14 protein-coding genes are annotated in these 15,796 nt (G+C 66.9%); 2 read left to right on the top strand and 12 right to left on the bottom strand.

Annotated elements, in window-relative coordinates; all coding sequences use genetic code 11:
• Window positions 1–7 precede the first annotated feature (7 nt).
• The 3 genes from TZ53_RS14295 to TZ53_RS14285 form a co-directional block, all read right to left on the bottom strand.
• Entirely contained in the window at window positions 8–1,066 is a 1,059-nt protein-coding gene (locus TZ53_RS14295) for an efflux RND transporter periplasmic adaptor subunit (RefSeq protein ID WP_044661715.1), read from the bottom strand.
• An 87-nt stretch (window positions 1,067–1,153) separates the two neighbouring features.
• The gene (locus TZ53_RS14290; RefSeq protein WP_025549713.1) at window positions 1,154–1,891 is read right to left on the bottom strand and encodes a TlyA family RNA methyltransferase; all 738 of its coding nucleotides are present in this window, start codon (window positions 1,889–1,891) and stop codon (window positions 1,154–1,156) included.
• A complete protein-coding gene (locus tag TZ53_RS14285; RefSeq protein WP_044661714.1) occupies window positions 1,891–3,924 on the bottom strand; it encodes a protein-disulfide reductase DsbD family protein in 2,034 nt (677 codons plus the stop codon). Before TZ53_RS14285 ends, TZ53_RS14290 begins: the two co-directional genes overlap by 1 nt.
• A 79-nt stretch (window positions 3,925–4,003) precedes the next feature.
• Here TZ53_RS14285 and TZ53_RS14280 point away from each other — a divergent pair, with 79 nt between their 5' ends.
• Window positions 4,004–5,656: an alkaline phosphatase family protein gene (locus TZ53_RS14280; RefSeq protein ID WP_044661713.1), complete on the top strand. Its 1,653-nt coding sequence runs from the start codon at window positions 4,004–4,006 to the stop codon at window positions 5,654–5,656.
• Between the two features lie 64 nt (window positions 5,657–5,720).
• Here TZ53_RS14280 and epsC read toward each other — a convergent pair whose 3' ends face one another.
• The 9 genes from epsC to TZ53_RS14235 all read right to left on the bottom strand — a co-directional run bounded on the left by epsC (window position 5,721) and on the right by TZ53_RS14235 (window position 14,398).
• A complete protein-coding gene (gene epsC, locus TZ53_RS14275; RefSeq protein WP_025549715.1) occupies window positions 5,721–6,725 on the bottom strand; it encodes a serine O-acetyltransferase EpsC in 1,005 nt (334 codons plus the stop codon).
• 92 nt (window positions 6,726–6,817) lie between these two features.
• Window positions 6,818–8,137 (bottom strand): ATP-binding protein, encoded by a 1,320-nt coding sequence (locus TZ53_RS14270; protein WP_025549716.1) that lies wholly within the window; start codon window positions 8,135–8,137, stop codon window positions 6,818–6,820.
• Window positions 8,134–8,844, bottom strand: a complete 711-nt coding sequence (locus tag TZ53_RS14265) for a response regulator (RefSeq protein WP_025549717.1) — start codon at window positions 8,842–8,844, stop codon at window positions 8,134–8,136. Before TZ53_RS14265 ends, TZ53_RS14270 begins: the two co-directional genes overlap by 4 nt.
• Window positions 8,845–9,010: 166 nt before the next feature.
• The gene (locus TZ53_RS14260) at window positions 9,011–9,856 is read right to left on the bottom strand and encodes a TorF family putative porin (RefSeq protein ID WP_025549718.1); all 846 of its coding nucleotides are present in this window, start codon (window positions 9,854–9,856) and stop codon (window positions 9,011–9,013) included.
• Between the two features lie 297 nt (window positions 9,857–10,153).
• Entirely contained in the window at window positions 10,154–11,650 is a 1,497-nt protein-coding gene (locus tag TZ53_RS14255) for a SulP family inorganic anion transporter (protein WP_044661712.1), read from the bottom strand.
• Between the two features lie 4 nt (window positions 11,651–11,654).
• Window positions 11,655–12,353: a carbonic anhydrase gene (locus TZ53_RS14250; RefSeq protein WP_025550378.1), complete on the bottom strand. Its 699-nt coding sequence runs from the start codon at window positions 12,351–12,353 to the stop codon at window positions 11,655–11,657.
• A 206-nt stretch (window positions 12,354–12,559) separates the two neighbouring features.
• Complete coding sequence (locus tag TZ53_RS14245) at window positions 12,560–13,270, bottom strand: response regulator transcription factor (protein ID WP_044661711.1); 711 nt, start codon at window positions 13,268–13,270, stop codon at window positions 12,560–12,562.
• The gene (locus TZ53_RS14240) at window positions 13,267–13,719 is read right to left on the bottom strand and encodes a hypothetical protein (protein ID WP_025550374.1); all 453 of its coding nucleotides are present in this window, start codon (window positions 13,717–13,719) and stop codon (window positions 13,267–13,269) included. Before TZ53_RS14240 ends, TZ53_RS14245 begins: the two co-directional genes overlap by 4 nt.
• Window positions 13,720–13,873: 154 nt before the next feature.
• On the bottom strand, window positions 13,874–14,398 hold the full coding sequence (locus TZ53_RS14235) for a 3'-5' exonuclease (RefSeq protein ID WP_044663057.1): 525 nt from the start codon (window positions 14,396–14,398) through the stop codon (window positions 13,874–13,876).
• 288 nt (window positions 14,399–14,686) lie between these two features.
• Here TZ53_RS14235 and TZ53_RS14230 point away from each other — a divergent pair, with 288 nt between their 5' ends.
• Complete coding sequence (locus tag TZ53_RS14230) at window positions 14,687–15,781, top strand: glycosyltransferase family 4 protein (protein WP_025550370.1); 1,095 nt, start codon at window positions 14,687–14,689, stop codon at window positions 15,779–15,781.
• Window positions 15,782–15,796 lie beyond the last annotated feature (15 nt).

Raw genomic sequence — 15,796 nt, 5'->3', positions numbered from 1 at the left:
CGCCTCCCTAACCGGCCGCCCGGCCGGCGCTGGCGCTTTTCGCTTCCGGCTTGTCGCCGGGCAGGCGGACGGGCACGCCGTCGGTCAGCTTGACGACGCCGTCGGTGACGACCGTCTGGCCCGGCTTCACCCCGCCCAATATCTCGACCAGCCCGTTCTGGCGGATGCCGGTATCGACCCTGGTCCGCCTGGCCTTGCCATCCTCCACCAAGAAGACGAAGCGATCCTCGCCATCGCCCACGACCGCCAACTCGGGCACGGCCAGCGACTGGCGCTGCTTCGCAAGCACATTCACCGTCAGCAGCATGCCGGGCTTCAGCGCGCGGTCGGGATTGGGCAGGATGGCGCGTATCCGGACGGCGCGGGTGGCGGGGTCGATCACCGGATCGATGGTGGCGATGGTGCCGGTGAAGGGCCGGTCGGGCCAGGCGGCGGAGACCGCCCTGATCGGCTGCCCCTCCCGCACCAGCGCCAGGCGGGTTTCGGGGATGGTGAAGTCCAGCTTGATCCGCGAAATGTCGCTGACCGTGGCGATCGGCGTGCCGGCGGTGACGATGGCGCCGGGCGACACCATGCGCAGGCTGACCCAGCCGGAGAAGGGTGCGCGCACCACGCGGTCCCCGATGGAGGCGCGGGCCTGCTGCGCGCTGGCGCGGGCGGCATTGGCCAGCGCGACCTGGCTGTCGAGGCTGGCGGCGGTTGCGAAGCCCCGCTCCTTCAACGCCTTGATGCGCTCCAGTTGCTGCTGCGCCTGAAGCGCCTGCGCCTGGGCGGCGGCGAGTTCCGCCTTCTCCTGACCCACGGCCAGGGACGCGATCACCTGCCCCTTGCCGACATAGCCGCCGTCGCTGAAATTGAGAGAGACGATCCGCTCCGTCACCGGGGCGGACAACACCACCTGCTCATTGGCGAAGGCGGTGCCGACCGCGTCCAGATTGTCGGTGAAGGTTTCGCGCAATATGGGCGCGGCTTCGACCAGTGCGGAAGGACGCGGCTTCTTTTCCTTTTGACCGCCACAGGCGGAAAGGGTCAGCGCGATCAGGAAGACAGGCAGGATGGTGCGCATGGGATCGGGCTAATCGGCCTTTGCAAGCGACTCAAATGGGCATTTGTCGCAGATGATGACTATAGCGGCGAAACGAACAGGATGGGATTATCCGCCAAATATTGCGAAGAGGAGAAATTCGACATTGCCCTGTGGGCCGGTAATCGGGCTGGCGGTTATGCCTTCGACCTGCCACCCGCGTGACAACACCCATTCCCGGACGTCGTTGCACACCCGTTCATGGATCGCGGGATCGCGCACGACACCGCCCTTGCCGACTTCCTCCCGCCCCGCCTCGAACTGCGGCTTGATGAGGGCGACCAGGCGCGCGCCGGGACGGGCGAAGCTCAAGGGCCGGTCCAATACCTTGGCGAGCGCTATGAAGCTGGCGTCGCAGACGATGATGTCCACCGGCTCCGGGATGTGATCGGCGGTCAGGATGCGGGCGCTGGTCTGTTCATGGACGATGACGCGGGGGTCGGAACGCAGCTTCCAGGCAAGCTGGTTGGTGCCGCTGTCCACCGCATAGACCCGCGCCGCGCCATGGGTCAGCAGGACGTCGGTGAAGCCTCCGGTCGAACTGCCGACGTCGATGGCGACGGCGCCGGTCACGTCGATATGGAAATGTTCCAGCGCATGGGCCAGCTTGATGCCGCCCCGCGACACCCAGGGATGGTCGCGGCCCTTCACCTCCAGTCCGGCGTCGGCGGCGACCTGCTGCCCGGCCTTGTCGATCTTCCGGTCGCCCAGGAAGACGAGGCCGGCCAGGATCAGCGCCTGCGCGCGCGCCCGGCTTTCGGCAAGGCCGCTGTCGACGAGCAGCTGATCGGCGCGGACCTTGGCCATCAGGGCACCAGCGCCGTCAGCGTGGCGGGCGTCAGAAGCTGCGGCAATGTCTGCGCCTCCCGGCCGGGCGCATACCAGAGGTAGAGCGGGACGCCGGAACGCCCCTGCCCTTCCAGAAAGCGGGTGATGGCGGGGTCGGCATTGGTCCAGTCGCCCACCATCACCGTGACGCCGGCCCTTTTGAAGGCCGCGCAGGTCTCTTCGCGATCGATGGCGGCGGCTTCATTGGCCTTGCAGGTCAGGCACCAGTCGGCGGTGAAATAAAGGAAAACCGGCTTTTTCGCGGCGCGAAGGCTGGCGAGGCGGGCTTCGTCGAAGGGGACGCCATGGGCCGATGCCGCGGCGGCCGGCGCATGCGCCGGCAGCAAAATGGCGGCTCCTGCGAAGAGGATGAGCGCCGCGCAGATCATGGCAAGCCCGCCGCGCCGGCCGTGACGCTGCCTGCGCCCAAGCCACCACAGGCCGGCGCCGAGGATCAGCGCCGCGCCGACGCCCAGCATGATGGCCATAACGCCGCGCTGCTGGCCGAGCAGCCACAGCAGGCCCAGCGCGGTCAACGCCATCGGGATGGCGAGAATCTTCTGAAGCCGCCCCATCCACGCGCCGGGCCTGGGCAAACGCGTGCGGAGCGGCGGGATATAGGCCAGCGCCAGAAAGGGCAGCGCCAGGCCAAGGCCAAGCCCCGCGAAGATCGCCAGCGCCGCGCCGAGCGGCAGGACCAGCGCCGCGCCCATGGCGGCGCCCATGAACGGTCCGGTGCAGGGCGTGGCGACGAAGGCGACCAGCGCGCCGGTCCAGAAGGCGCCGGACGCGCCGCCCTTGTCCGCCAGCCTGTCGCCGCCGCCGAAGGCGCTGAGTTCGAACAGCCCGGCGAGGTTGAGCGTGATCGCCGTCACCAGCAGCAACAGCAGCAGGATGATGCGCGGGTCCTGCAACTGGAACGCCCAGCCCACGGCCGCGCCCGCCGCGCGCAGGCCCAGCAGCAGGCCGCCCAGCGCGAGGCAGGTGAGGATGACGCCAAGGCTGTAGGCCAGCGCCTCCCGCCGGACGACATGCTCATCGCCCCCCGCGCGGGCGAGCTTCATCGCCTTCAGCCCCAGGATCGGAAAGACGCAGGGCATGATGTTGAGCAGCAGGCCGCCGACCAGCGCGCCGCCCAGCGCGAGGAGGACCGTCTGGAAGGTGGCGGGCCGCACCGCGGCAACCGCGCCGGGCCGTGCCGTCAGCAGGAAACCGACATGGTCGCCGGTGCGCAGGACGGCCTGGACCGGCCCGGATTTCATGCCTTGTCCGGCTTCGGTTTCGATCAGCAGCCGATCGCCCTGCCGCATGACGCTTTGCGGGGCGGCATAGCGGATGAGGCCGTCGGCCAGCGGGAAAAGATGGACATCGCGGGCGCTCGCCGCCGCGGGAAAAGGAATGGACAGGCGCAGGCGACCGTCTGCCATGGCATAGGCCGCCTCGCTGCCCAGCGGACGCGGGAGGTGGCTGCGCCAGCCGTCGAACTGCGCCCTGCTGCCCGGCAGGACGGAGCCGTCGCCCGCCATCAGGTCCAGCGCCAGTTCCGCCCCCTCGGGCACGCAGACCTTGTCGGTGCAGGCCAGCCAGTCGGCGCGGACGCGGATCGGCAGCTTCGTGCCCTTGGGCACGTCCGGCGCGACGGTCAGCTTCGCCAGCACGCCATAGGGGCCCTCATAGACATGGTTCATGAGGCCGGAGATCAACAATGTCTCCGGCACCGGATAGCGCAGCGGGCCAATGGCGACCCCCTTGGGCAGCGTCCATTTGACGGTCATGCCCAGCCCTGCATCGCCGGGATTTTCCCAATAGCCGTGCCAGCCCGGCTCCGGCGTCATGGAAAAGGCGATCGTCGTGCCCGACGCCTGCCCCTCGCCCGGCCTCGGCACGGCGCTTTCGACGGCCAGTTCCGCCGCGATATGCGGCGCGCCCCCGCCGAACGCGCCCTGCGCCCGCGCCATGGCTGGCGCGAACAGCAAAAGCACTGTCATCAGAAGGACATGAAAAATCCGCATCGGGCCTCTGTTCCGGTGGACGCAAGGGGGCTAGGTCCGCTTGCATGCGCCGTCAAGGCATCAGAAGGTCTCCTCCCCCATGTTCAAAAAAGTCGCCGCCGCCCTGCTCATCGCCAGTTCGCTGCCCGCGCTGGCCCAACCAGCGGCCACTCCCACGCCTTCCGCCCCGCCCAGGCTGATCGTCGCCATCGCCGTCGACCAGTTTTCCGCCGATCTGTTCAGCGAATATCGCCAATATTATAGCGGCGGCCTCAAGCGGCTGACGGAACAGGGCATCGTCTTCCCGCGCGGTTATCAAAGCCATGCCGCGACCGAAACCTGCCCCGGCCACAGCACCATCCTGACCGGCAGCCGCCCGTCGCGCACCGGCATCATCGCCAATAGCTGGTTCGACCTGCGCACCGCCCGCGCCGTCAAGCTGGTCTATTGCGCGGAGGATGAGACGCAGCCGGGCACCGACAGCGAAAATTACCAGGCTTCGCCCACGCATCTCAGGGTGCCGACGCTGGGCGGGCGGATGAAGGCGGCCCATCCGGCGACGCGCGTCGTATCGGTCGCGGGCAAGGACCGCGCGGCGATCATGATGGGCGGACCGACGGCCGATCAGGTCTGGTGGCTGGGCGGGCCGAAGGGCTATGTCAGCTACAAGGGCGTGGCGACGCCGCCGCTGGTCGCCAGGGTCAATGAGGTGATGGCCCAGCGTCTGGCAGAGGGCAATCCCGGCTTCGAACTGCCGCCGCAATGCGCGGCCAAGGATTTTCCGGTAAAGGCGGGCGACCGGATCGTCGGCACCGGCCGTTTCGCGCGGGAGGCGGGCGATTACAAGGCCTTCCGCATCTCGCCGGAGCAGGATGCGATGACCCTCGCCTTCGCCGCCGCCGCCATCGAGAACATGGCCCTGGGCCGGCAGGCGCAGACCGACATCATCTCCATCGGCCTGTCCGCGACGGACTATATCGGCCACACCTACGGCACGGAGGGTACGGAAAGCTGCATCCAGGTCGACCGGCTGGACCGCGAACTAGGCGCCTTCTTCGACCGGCTGGACAAGGATGGCATCGACTATGCCGTGGTGCTGACCGCCGACCATGGCGGCCATGACCTGCCCGAGCGGCACCGGATGAACGCCATGCCGATGGAGCAGCGCGTCGACAGGGCGCTCACGCCCAAGGCATTGTCGGCGGCGGTCGCGGAAAGGACCGGCATCATGGGCAAGACGCTGATCTGGGGCGATGGCCCGGCGGGCGACCTCTATTTCGACCGCAGCCTGACCGCCGCCCAGCGCGACAGGGTGGAAGCGGCGGCCCTCGCCCTTCTCCGCGCTCACCCCCAGGTGCAGGCCGTCTTCACCAGGGCGGAAATCGCCGCCACCCCCTCCCCCTCCGGTCCCCCGGAAAGCTGGTCGCTGATCCAGGAAGCCCGCGCCAGCTTCGACCCGCAGCGTTCGGGCGACCTGCTGCTGCTGCTGAAGCCGCGCGTCATGTCGATCCCCGAAGCGGCGGTGATGGGATCGGTCGCGACCCATGGATCGCCCTGGGATACCGACCGCCGCGTGCCGATCCTGTTCTGGCGCAAGGGGCTGGCCCATTTCGAACAGCCGCTCGGCGTGGAAACGGTCGACATCATGCCGACGCTGGCCGCGCTGATCGAATTGCCGGTGCCGAAGGACCAGATCGACGGGCGCTGCCTCGACCTGATCGCCGGGGACGGGGATAGCTGCGCGGCGGAGTAAATGAATAAACCTGTCATTCCCGCGAAGGCGGGAATGACGAAGTTTTTGAAGGCTCGCTGCCGCCTCAGATATTCTCCGCTATCCCGTCGCGCCCTTCCTCCAGCAGCGCGTGGACGCGATGGGGCGCGGACACTTCCACGCGGCTGGTGACTTCATAATGCGCCTTGGCCTGGCGGACGTTGCTGTCCGCGGGCACGCTGTCGGTCAGCCAGACATTGCCGCCGATCACCGACCGGCTGCCGATGATGATGCGCCCCAATATCGTCGCGCCGGCATAGATCACCACATCGTCCTCGATGATCGGATGGCGCGGCAGGGCCTTTTCCAGCGCGCCCTTCTCATCGGCCGGGAAGCTGCGCGCGCCCAGCGTCACGCCCTGATAGACGCGCACCCGGTCCCCGACGATCGCCGTTTCCCCGATGACCACGCCGGTGCCATGGTCGATGAAGAAGCTGTGCCCGATCCTCGCACCCGGATGAATGTCTATCCCGGTGCTGCCATGCGCGATTTCGGAGATGATCCGCGCCACCAGCGGCGCGCCAAGCTGATAAAGCCGGTGCGCCAGACGATGGTGCGTGATCGCCATCATCGAGGGATAGCAGATCAGCACCTCATCCACGCTGCGCGCGGCGGGATCGCCCAGAAAGGCCGCCTCCACATCGCTGTCGAGCAGTTCGCGCAGGGCCGGCAGGCTTTCCGCGAAAGCGCCGATGATGCGCGACGCTTCCCGGTCCACATGCGCGATCGGCTCGTCCTTCATCGCATAGATCAGTTCCAGCCTGATCTGTCCGTAAAGCCGGCTCAGCACCGTCTGCAGCGTCTGGGCGACATAGGCGTCCTCATTATGCAGGCGCACGAAGCTGGGGCCAAGGCGCAGCGGAAACAGCGCACCGCACAGCGCCTCCATGATCTTGGTCAGCGTGGCGCGCGACGGAAATCCCTCCGCGCCATATTCGGCATGGTGGTCCTGCCCCTGCCGCCAGCGCCGCCGCACCGCGCCCAGTTCGGTCGCCAGCCTGTCTATATCCCAATAACCCTGGGCGATTTCCTTTTCGCCTTCTGCCGTCATAAGCGCCTCTTTTCATACAGACGCCCGGCATAGCGCGGCATCCCGCCCGCCAGTAAATGAGTTTTGCTTGGGGGCAGGCAGATTCTCTTTTGTCAGCGCTTCTGGGCATCGGCCGGAAGATGCAGGCAGATTTCCGCCCGCAATCCCCCTTCCGGCCGGTTGGCGAGGGTCAGTTCGCCCCCCTCCAGTTCCACGGCCCGCGCGACGATGGCCAGACCCAGGCCAAGCCCGCGCGTGTTGCGCTGCCGCGCCTCGTCCAGACGCGCAAAGGGCTTCAACACCTCGTCCAGCTTGTCGCGCGGGATGCCGGGCCCGTCATCGTCGACCCGGATCAGCACTTCCCGGTCGCGGCGCTCCAGCGTGACGCGGGCGCGGCTGCCATAGTGCAGCGCATTTTCGATGAGGTTGACGATCGCCCGGCGCAGGGTGAGCGACCGCACGGCCATTTCCAGATGGTCGGGCCCCGCATAATCGACCTGCCTGCCCTGATCCTGGAAGGCGTCGACCACCGTCGCCACCAGCACGGCCAGGTCGGTGCGCACCGGCGGCTCGCCATTCTTCTCGCCGCCCAGGAAGGCAAGCAGCGAATCGATCATCTCGCCCATTTCCGCGAGGTCGCCCTCGATCGCCTCCCGCGCTTCATTGTCGGGCAGGTTCTCCAACCGCAGCCGCAACCGGGCGAGCGGGGTCCGCATGTCGTGGCCGACCGCCGCCAGAGTCTCCGTCCGTTCGGTGATGAGGCGATGGATGCGCTTCTGCATGGCGTTGAAGGCGCGGATGAGGTTGCGGACGTCATTGGACCCGCCCTCCTCCACGATCACTTCGTCGCTCAGGCCAATGCGCTCGGTCGCGCGGGTCAGGTCGCGCAGCGGCGCCAGCGTCCGCCGGATCATGATGCCGCCGACGATCAGCAGCGCCAGCACCGGGATCAGCGCCAGCCCCATGCGACCGATGGCGAAGGTCCATTTGCCGCCGCTATGGCGCATGCCGAAATAAAGCCAGCTTCCGTCTGCCAGGCGCAGGCCGCCATTGATCTCCGAAACCCGGCCGGGCGAGGCGAGGCGCAGCCACAGGCCCGACTGTTCCAGCGTCGGTTCCCAGTTTACGATCTGCCGGCGCATCCGCTCCAGCCCCGGCGCCAGGGCCGGCGGCGGCGGCGAGGACGGGGTCCAGTGCACGTCGTAGCGATCGGTGGTGAGTTGCAGCGACAGCGCATGCCGCTCGTCCGGCGGATGTTCGGTCAGCAGCTTGCGCGCGATGACCAGATGTTCGGCCAGGCGCCGGGCCTCGTCATCCTGTAGCGAGAGGTGGTTGGACCGTTCGTTCAGGAAGATGCCGACGGCGAATTCCAGCGTCAGGGTCAGCAGCAGGATCGCGAAAATCTGGCCGACCAGGCTGACATGCCGTCTCAAGCGCGGCTGACCTCCGCGTTGAACATATAGCCGACGCCGCGAACGGTGGTGATCGGCGCCGTGCGATCCTGCGTCGACAGCTTGCGGCGCAGGCGGCTGACCAGCACGTCGATGCTGCGGTCGCTGCTGTCGCCCATGCGGGTGCGCGAAAGCTCGATCAGCCGCTCGCGGGCGATGACGCGCTGCGGATGGCTGAGGAAGCTGCCCAGCAGGTCGAACTCCGCGCCGGTCAGGTCGACGATGGCGCCGGTCGGCGAACGCAGTTCCCGCCGGGGGAAGTTGACGATCCAGCCGTCGAAGCGCGCTTCATTCTCGCGATGCTCGTCCGGCCCGCGCTCCACGCCGACGCGGCGCAATATGGCGCGGATGCGGGCGATCAGCTCGCGCGTGCCGAAGGGCTTGGGCAGATAGTCGTCCGCGCCCAGCTCCAGCCCGACGATGCGGTCGGTCTCGCTGCCCTTGGCGCTGATGAAGATGATGGGAACGTCGCTCTTGCGGCGGATCTGGCGGCAGAGATCGATGCCGTTGGTGCCGGGCAGCATGACGTCCAGCACGACAAGGTCGACCGGCCCGGCATCGAACGCCACCCACATCTCCGGCCCGGAGGACGCCGGGCGGACCTGATAGCCATGCTCCTGCAGCGCCCGCGCCGTCAGGGTGCGCAGCGGCGGGTCGTCTTCGACAAGGATGATGGTCGGCGCGGTCATGAAAATGTCGGCACGGCTATGGGCATGACAGCGGGATAAGGACGGCCGGACCCCGGGTCAACCGCAGGGCCGGCGGGAAGCGCCCGGATGCGACAGCAGAAACAATTTGTCACGACCGGGAAAGAAGCATGCGCCGGGCCCGGCGAACCGGGCCCGGCGCATGGGATCAGAAAGCGGCGCTCAGCGAGAAGAGGATCGTGCTGCGCGCGATCGACTTGCCGAAGTCCTTGCTGTCATTGACCATGAAGTTCGGGCGCAGATATTCTTCCTCGACCCTGGCGATATCGGTGTCGACATAGGCGACGCCCACGGTCAGCGGCGTGCCGGGAATGGCCAGGTCGGCGCCGACCAGCCAGTCGAGATATTTGCCGGTCGGCGCGATCGAGGTGCCGTTGGGGCCCAGGCCCGAATTGCCGTTCGACCAGCCCATATGGGCCTTCAGCGTGACGGGGGTGTTGGGAACCGCGGCGCTCAGATCCCCCCAGACGTAGAAATTGTCTTCCTTGTCGCCCGGATCGTCGATGCCGCTGGTGGCGCTGCTCTGCCACTTGCCGAGCGCTTCCTGCTTGGGAGCATAGGCGACGCCCACCAGGCCCTTGACCGGGCCGAACTGGTGGGACAGCTTCACATAGGGTTCGGCGAAGTCCGTCTTGTCGGCGCCCGACGGATACATGTACCAGGTCAGGCCGACGTCGACCGTAGTGCCCTCGCCCAGCGCGGCGGAATAGCCGGCGACCAGGTCGAGTTCCATGTTCGCCCCGCCGAAACGGCCCCAGCCGCCAAGGCTCGAACCCCAGGTGCCGACATAGAAGCCGCTTTCATGCGTGGCGGTGATGCCGCCCTGAATGGCCATGCCACGGTCGCTCTGCGACACGCCGCGGAAACGATAGTCGGAAACCAGGCCGACGCTGCCAGTGACGGTGACGGGGCCTGCGGGCTCTTCCTGAGCGAAAGCCGGAGCGCTGGAAAGCAGCGCAAGCGCGGCACAGGCAATCTGATACTTCATGAACATTCCCCTTTTACGTAAGAATGTTCCGTCCTGCGTCCGCTCCGTCCGAAGATCTCTTGTCTTATCGTCTTCGATACCGGCGGATCGAGAGCAGGTTATGGGGATAAGGCGAATTGGGGAAATGGCTTTTTCGCAAATGCGAAAGGACATGAAGGCACTGTGATGTCCGCAACACGATTATTGTCTTACAGTCTTCTGAATATTTCTATTGTGTTTCCAGTTTGCATCTTAACGAAAAACCGCCGCATCGCCCAAGGGTGATGCGGCGGTTCGTTCAACGCCTGACGAGGGGGTGAAGGATCAGGCGGCGAGGTGACGCATGCGGCCGGTGGCGCCGAACAGTTCGACCTGCGCGCCGGTCCCGCGGCGGCGGTCGACCCATTCGCGGACCATTTCCGCGCAAGTATGGTCGATATGGCTGAGCCGCTCGACATTCAGGATGACGAGCCGCCCGGCGGGAAGCGCCTCCAGCCTGGCCGACAGCTTCGGCAGGTTGAGGAAGGTGGCGGTGCCATGCAGCGCGACTTCATGCGCGTCGTCGCGTGCTTCCTCGTCCACGCCCAGGCGGAGACGCCGGGCATGGGGCAGAAGCTCGATCAGCGAGAGGCCGATGCCGACCAGAACGCCGGTCAGCAGGTCGGTCGCCACGACGCAGATCAGCGTCGCCGCCCAGACCACGGCCGGCAGCGGGCCATAGCGGTGGAGGAGATGCTTCACATGGTCCACGCTGACCAGACGCACGCCGGTCACCACCAGGATGCCCGCCAGCGCCGCCATCGGGATTTCCCGCAACAGCCACGGCAGCAGGGCGACGAAACCCAGGATCCAGATGCCGTGCAGGATCGTCGACAGCCGCGTCCTGGCGCCGGCCTGGACGTTGGCCGAACTGCGGACGATGACGCCCGTCATCGGCAGCGCGCCGGCCACGCCGCAAAGCAGGTTGCCCACGCCCTGGGCGCTGAGTTCGCGGTTGTAATTGGTGCGCACGCCGTCATGCATGCGGTCGACCGCCGCCGCCGACAGCAGCGTTTCCGCGCTGGCGATGAAGGCGATGGCGATGGCCGTGGTGATGATCGTCGGGTTCAGGAGCTGCTGGACCAGATTGTCGCCCGGCAGCGAAATGGCCGAGACGATCGATTCCGGCACCACGACGCGCGCGACCGGAAGGCCGAGGAAGAAGGCGACCAGCGTCGCCAGCACCACGCCCACCAGAGCGCCGGGAAGCAGCTTCAAGGAAGCCGGACGCAGCTTTTCCCACCCCAGCATGCCGCCGATGGTGACAAGGCCGACCGCGAAGGCGGTGGCCGCGTCCTGGTTGCTGAGGCCGAAAATCTGCCCCGGCATGGCGATCAGATTGGCAAGGCCGCTGGAAAGCGGCTTGTCGTCGAACAGCACGTGGAACTGACCGACGACGATCAGCACGCCGATGCCCGCCAGCATGCCGTGCACCACCGCGGGCGAGATCGCGCGGAACCAGCCCCCGACCCGCAGCAGCCCGGCGATCACCTGAATGGCGCCGGCCAGGATCAGGATCGGCCCAAGGGCTGACAGCCCCTGTTTCTGCACGATTTCGAAGACGATGACCGCCAACCCCGCCGCCGGGCCGCTGACCTGAAGGGGCGAACCCGCCAGCAGGCCTACGATCAGGCCGCCGATCATGCCGGTGATCAGGCCCTTTTCCGGCGGTACCCCGGAAGCAATGGCAATACCCATGCAGAGCGGCATCGCCACCAGGAAGACGACGATGGACGCCGTGAAGTCGCGGCTGAAGGTGCCGCCGGAAAATGCCTTGAGCATGAGCTTACTCCGCGGCCTCGGCATAGGCGATGTCGACCGCCAGACGCCTGGCATGGGGCAGCGCCACGGGCAGCGGCTGGCCTTCGCGCAGCGGCAGGAAACGGCCGGTCTCGCCGTCAAGACCCAGAACCTGGCCGGCATGGATGTCGACATACCAGCCGTGCAGCGCGATCTCGCCGCGGGCGATGCCCGACGCCACCGAGGGATGGGTGCGCAGATGGGCGAGCTGCGCCACCACATTCTCCAGCGCCATGTTGCGCAGCTTCTCCGCATCGCTGAGGTCGGCGGGATAGCTTTCGCGACACACCTTCTGCGCGGCATGGCTGTGGCGCAGCCAGGCGGCGACATTGGGCATGGCGCTCAGGTCGGCATTGGTGGACAGCGCCTTCATCGCGCCGCAATCGCTGTGGCCGCATACGATGATGTCGCGCACGCCCAGCACCATGACGGCATATTCGACCGTGGAGGTCACGCCGCCATTCTGCGTCGCATGGGGCGGCACGATGTTGCCGGCATTGCGGCAGACGAACAGGTCGCCCGGATCGGCCTGCATGATATGTTCCGGCACGATGCGCGAATCCGCGCAGGAGATCATCAGCGCCTTGGGGCTCTGCCCGTCGCTGGCGAGGCGGTTGTAAAGCGCGCTCTGGTTCGGAAAGACATGGCTTTCGAAGCTGAAGACGCGACCGATCAGATCGTTCATGTCGTTGCATCCTTCTTATCTGATGGCCGGTCAGGGGGCAGACCGGCCTTGAGGATGCACAATAGGGAAGCGTTTTTGCTGCGTCGCAGCGGCTTTGTTAAATAATATGTCTGAGCGATGGAAAGCGCGATCGACAGGACGGCTCGTCCGATTTCCCCACGGAATCAATGTAATGGATGGGAAACATTCGACCGCGCCGGTTCGGCTCAGCGCCGGTCGACCACGGCGCTGAACATATATCCGCCGCCCCGCACCGTAACGATGGGCGCGGGCCGGCCGCCATGGCTGAGCTTGCGCCGCAGCCGGCTGACCAGCACGTCGACGCTGCGGTCTGACGAGGGCGCGTCCCGCACGCCGGCCAGTTCCATCAGGCGCGGACGGGCGATCACCACCTGCGGATGGTCGAGCAACACGAGCAGCAACGAAAATTCGGCGGCGGTCAGATCGACCTGCGCGCCGTCGGGATCGAGAACTTCGCGCCGGGAGGAATCCACCACCCATCCTTCGAACCGCGCCTCGGCCGGGCGGCGCACGCCAAGGGCGCGCTCATTGCGCCCACGGCGCAGCACCGCGCGCAGCCGGGCGACCAGTTCGCGGGTCGAATAGGGCTTCGCCATATAATCGTCGGCGCCCAGTTCCAGCCCGACCACCCGGTCGACCTCGCTGCTGTTGGCGCCCACCAGGATGATCGGCACGTCGCTGCGGTCCCGGACGTCGCGGCACAGGTCCATGCCGTCCGGGCCACGCAGCGCGGCGTCCAGCACGACCGCTCCCACGGGCATGCTGTCCATGGCATTCCAGATTTCGTTCGCAGAGGCGGCGGCCAGGGCCCGAAACCCGCTTTCCTCCAGCGACTGGCGCACTTCATGGCGCACATCCTGCTGGGCCTCCGCGATCAATATCAGCGGTGGACTCATCCGCCGGTTACGGCGTCCTTCGCGGACAGCGCATGAATGCCGTCAAGCTCGCCCAGCAATACCGAACGGTCCCGCTGCGCCACGGCGACCGCTTCGGCGGCGCGAGCGCTGGCGTGGCGGGCGACTTCCGCCTCGATCTCGTCGCGCGCGGCAGTGCAGCCGCCGGCATGGCTGCCCGACAGCGGGGCGAAGCGATGGATCGGCTTGGCGACGGCGGCCAGCGTGCGGCCCTGCGTCGCGACGTCCCGGTTCACGACCAGTTCGGCCTGCCAGCGGCACACCGGCATGGACGGCCGGTTGGCGAAGCGCGATTCGACCTCGCGGAAGCGGACCGTCGATTCGGTCTCGTAACTCGCCCGATAGGCGTTCGAAGCATGGGTGATTTCAGCGCTGTGGATCGGCGTGGCGACGGCAAGGGCCGCTGCGCCGGATGCGAGAATGAGCAACATGGGGCCTTCTCCCTGACGACCGGACATGGTCGGTCAGGGTTTAGGCGCACTGAATGTCTCCGAAATTTGCCGAGCGTTACAAATTGTTGCTCAAGCATTTTCCGGTTGCGGCAGGCGCATGGAACTCCTCCCGGTCTTCCGATGGGAGGACGGGTCAGGCCATGCGCATCAGGGCGGGGGCATGGATCGTCCGGCCGGCGATATGATCCAGCAGCGACGACAGCCACAGCGCATCGCTCGCCGCGCGGTGGCGATGCGGCTGGACCGAGTCGGCAAGGGCGACCGCTTCCATGATCTGCCGCTCGCCCGCGCGATGCTCGTCCAGCAGCAGCGAGACATGATCGATGAGGAAGGGCGTCGCCTGCCCCGCCGCGTCGGCCAGCGTGTCCAGCCAATATTGGTCGATCATGCTGTCGGCCACCATCCGCTGCCCCGCGCAGGCGTCGGCCAGTTCGGCCAGCACGGTTTCGACGGGCAGGCCTTCGCGCTCCACCCGGTCGCGGCTCAGGCCGTGCAGCGCCTCCGCCTCGGCCGACCAATGCCATCCGGCCCAATCGTCATGCGGCCGGATCAGCCAGCTTCGCGCCTGGCCCTTGCGGGCGATACCGACTTCGATGGGATAGGACAGGCCGTGCCGGGGCAGGCACGACGCCTCGAAATCGATCGTGATGACCGTCAAATTGCTCTCCATATTTCAAGGCCATGTCCGCCCCACTTCAGACCGGCCGGCCAGATTTTCGCTGTCGCTCACCTAAGCGGCGACTATGTCAGTCCGAAGTCAGCGGCGCGAAAAATGATGCGGACGGGCGCTTTCCGTCGACCGGCCGAAAAAGGCCCGCCCACCGGAAAATCCCGACATGGAAGCGCATTCGCCATGCAACCTGCGGGCCTTTCACGCTTTTAACGGGGGCGCCCACCGCAGGTCGGGGGATCGGTGGCGGCGCGATCTTCGAAGGGATGCCCGACCATGAAAATTGCACAGATTGCTCCGCTTGCCGAAAGCGTGCCGCCGCGCCTCTATGGCGGTACCGAACGCATCGTGTCCTACCTGACGGAGGAACTGGTGCGTCAGGGTCATGAGGTGACGCTGTTCGCCAGCGGCGACTCCGTGACCGCGGCGGAACTGGTGCCGGTGACAGACATGGCGCTGCGGCTCAATCCCGACGTGCGCGACCCCATTCCCTATCACATGATCCTGCTGGACGCCGTGCGCCGCCGGGCCGACGAATTCGACGCGCTGCATTTCCATATCGACCTGCTGCACATGCCGCTGGTCCAGGATTTCATCGGCCGCACGGTGACGACGCTGCACGGCCGGCTGGACCTGCCCGATCTTCCCGCCTTCTACCGCGCCTTTCCCGATCACAGCCTGGTGTCGATTTCCGACCATCAGCGGCTGCCGATGCCGCCGGTGAACTGGGCAAGGACGATCCACCACGGGCTGCCGGCCGACCTGCTGCCGCCCCGCACCGGCCCCAGCGACGGCTACCTTGCCTTTCTGGGACGGATTTCGCCCGAAAAACGCCCCGACCGGGCGATCCGCATTGCCGCCCGCGCCGGACTGCCGCTGCGGATCGCGGCGAAGATCGATGCGGTGGACCGCGCCTATTGGGAGGAGGAGATCGCGCCGCTGGTCGAACGCTATCCCAATATCCACTATATCGGGGAGATCAACGAGGCGCAGAAGGCCGAATTCCTGGGCCGGGCAAGCGCCCTGCTGTTCCCCATCGACTGGCCCGAACCCTTCGGCCTGGTGATGATAGAGGCCATGGCCTGCGCCACGCCGGTCGTCGCCTTCCGCTGCGGCTCCGTCCCCGAGGTGATCGACCATGGCCAGTCGGGCTATATCGTCGAGAGCGAGGATGAAGCGGTCGCGGCGGTCCGCCGACTCCACGAACTCGACCGCGCGCAGGTGCGCGCCGCCTTTGACGCACGCTTCACGGCAGAGCGGATGGCGGCCGATTATGTTCAGCTTTATCATGATCTTCCCGGCGCGCGGACGCAGGCCGCGATGCTGCGCCGGCTACGCGGAGAAGGTTCGGAACTTCAGGTCGTGGGATAGGGCATTTTCAACTGG

It is taken from the genome of Sphingobium sp. YBL2 (assembly GCF_000943805.1).
GTDB classification, from domain to species: Bacteria; Pseudomonadota; Alphaproteobacteria; order Sphingomonadales; family Sphingomonadaceae; genus Sphingobium; species Sphingobium fuliginis.
The sequence above is the reverse complement of the archived record's forward strand: the minus strand, read 5'-3'. Positions and strand labels throughout refer to the sequence as shown.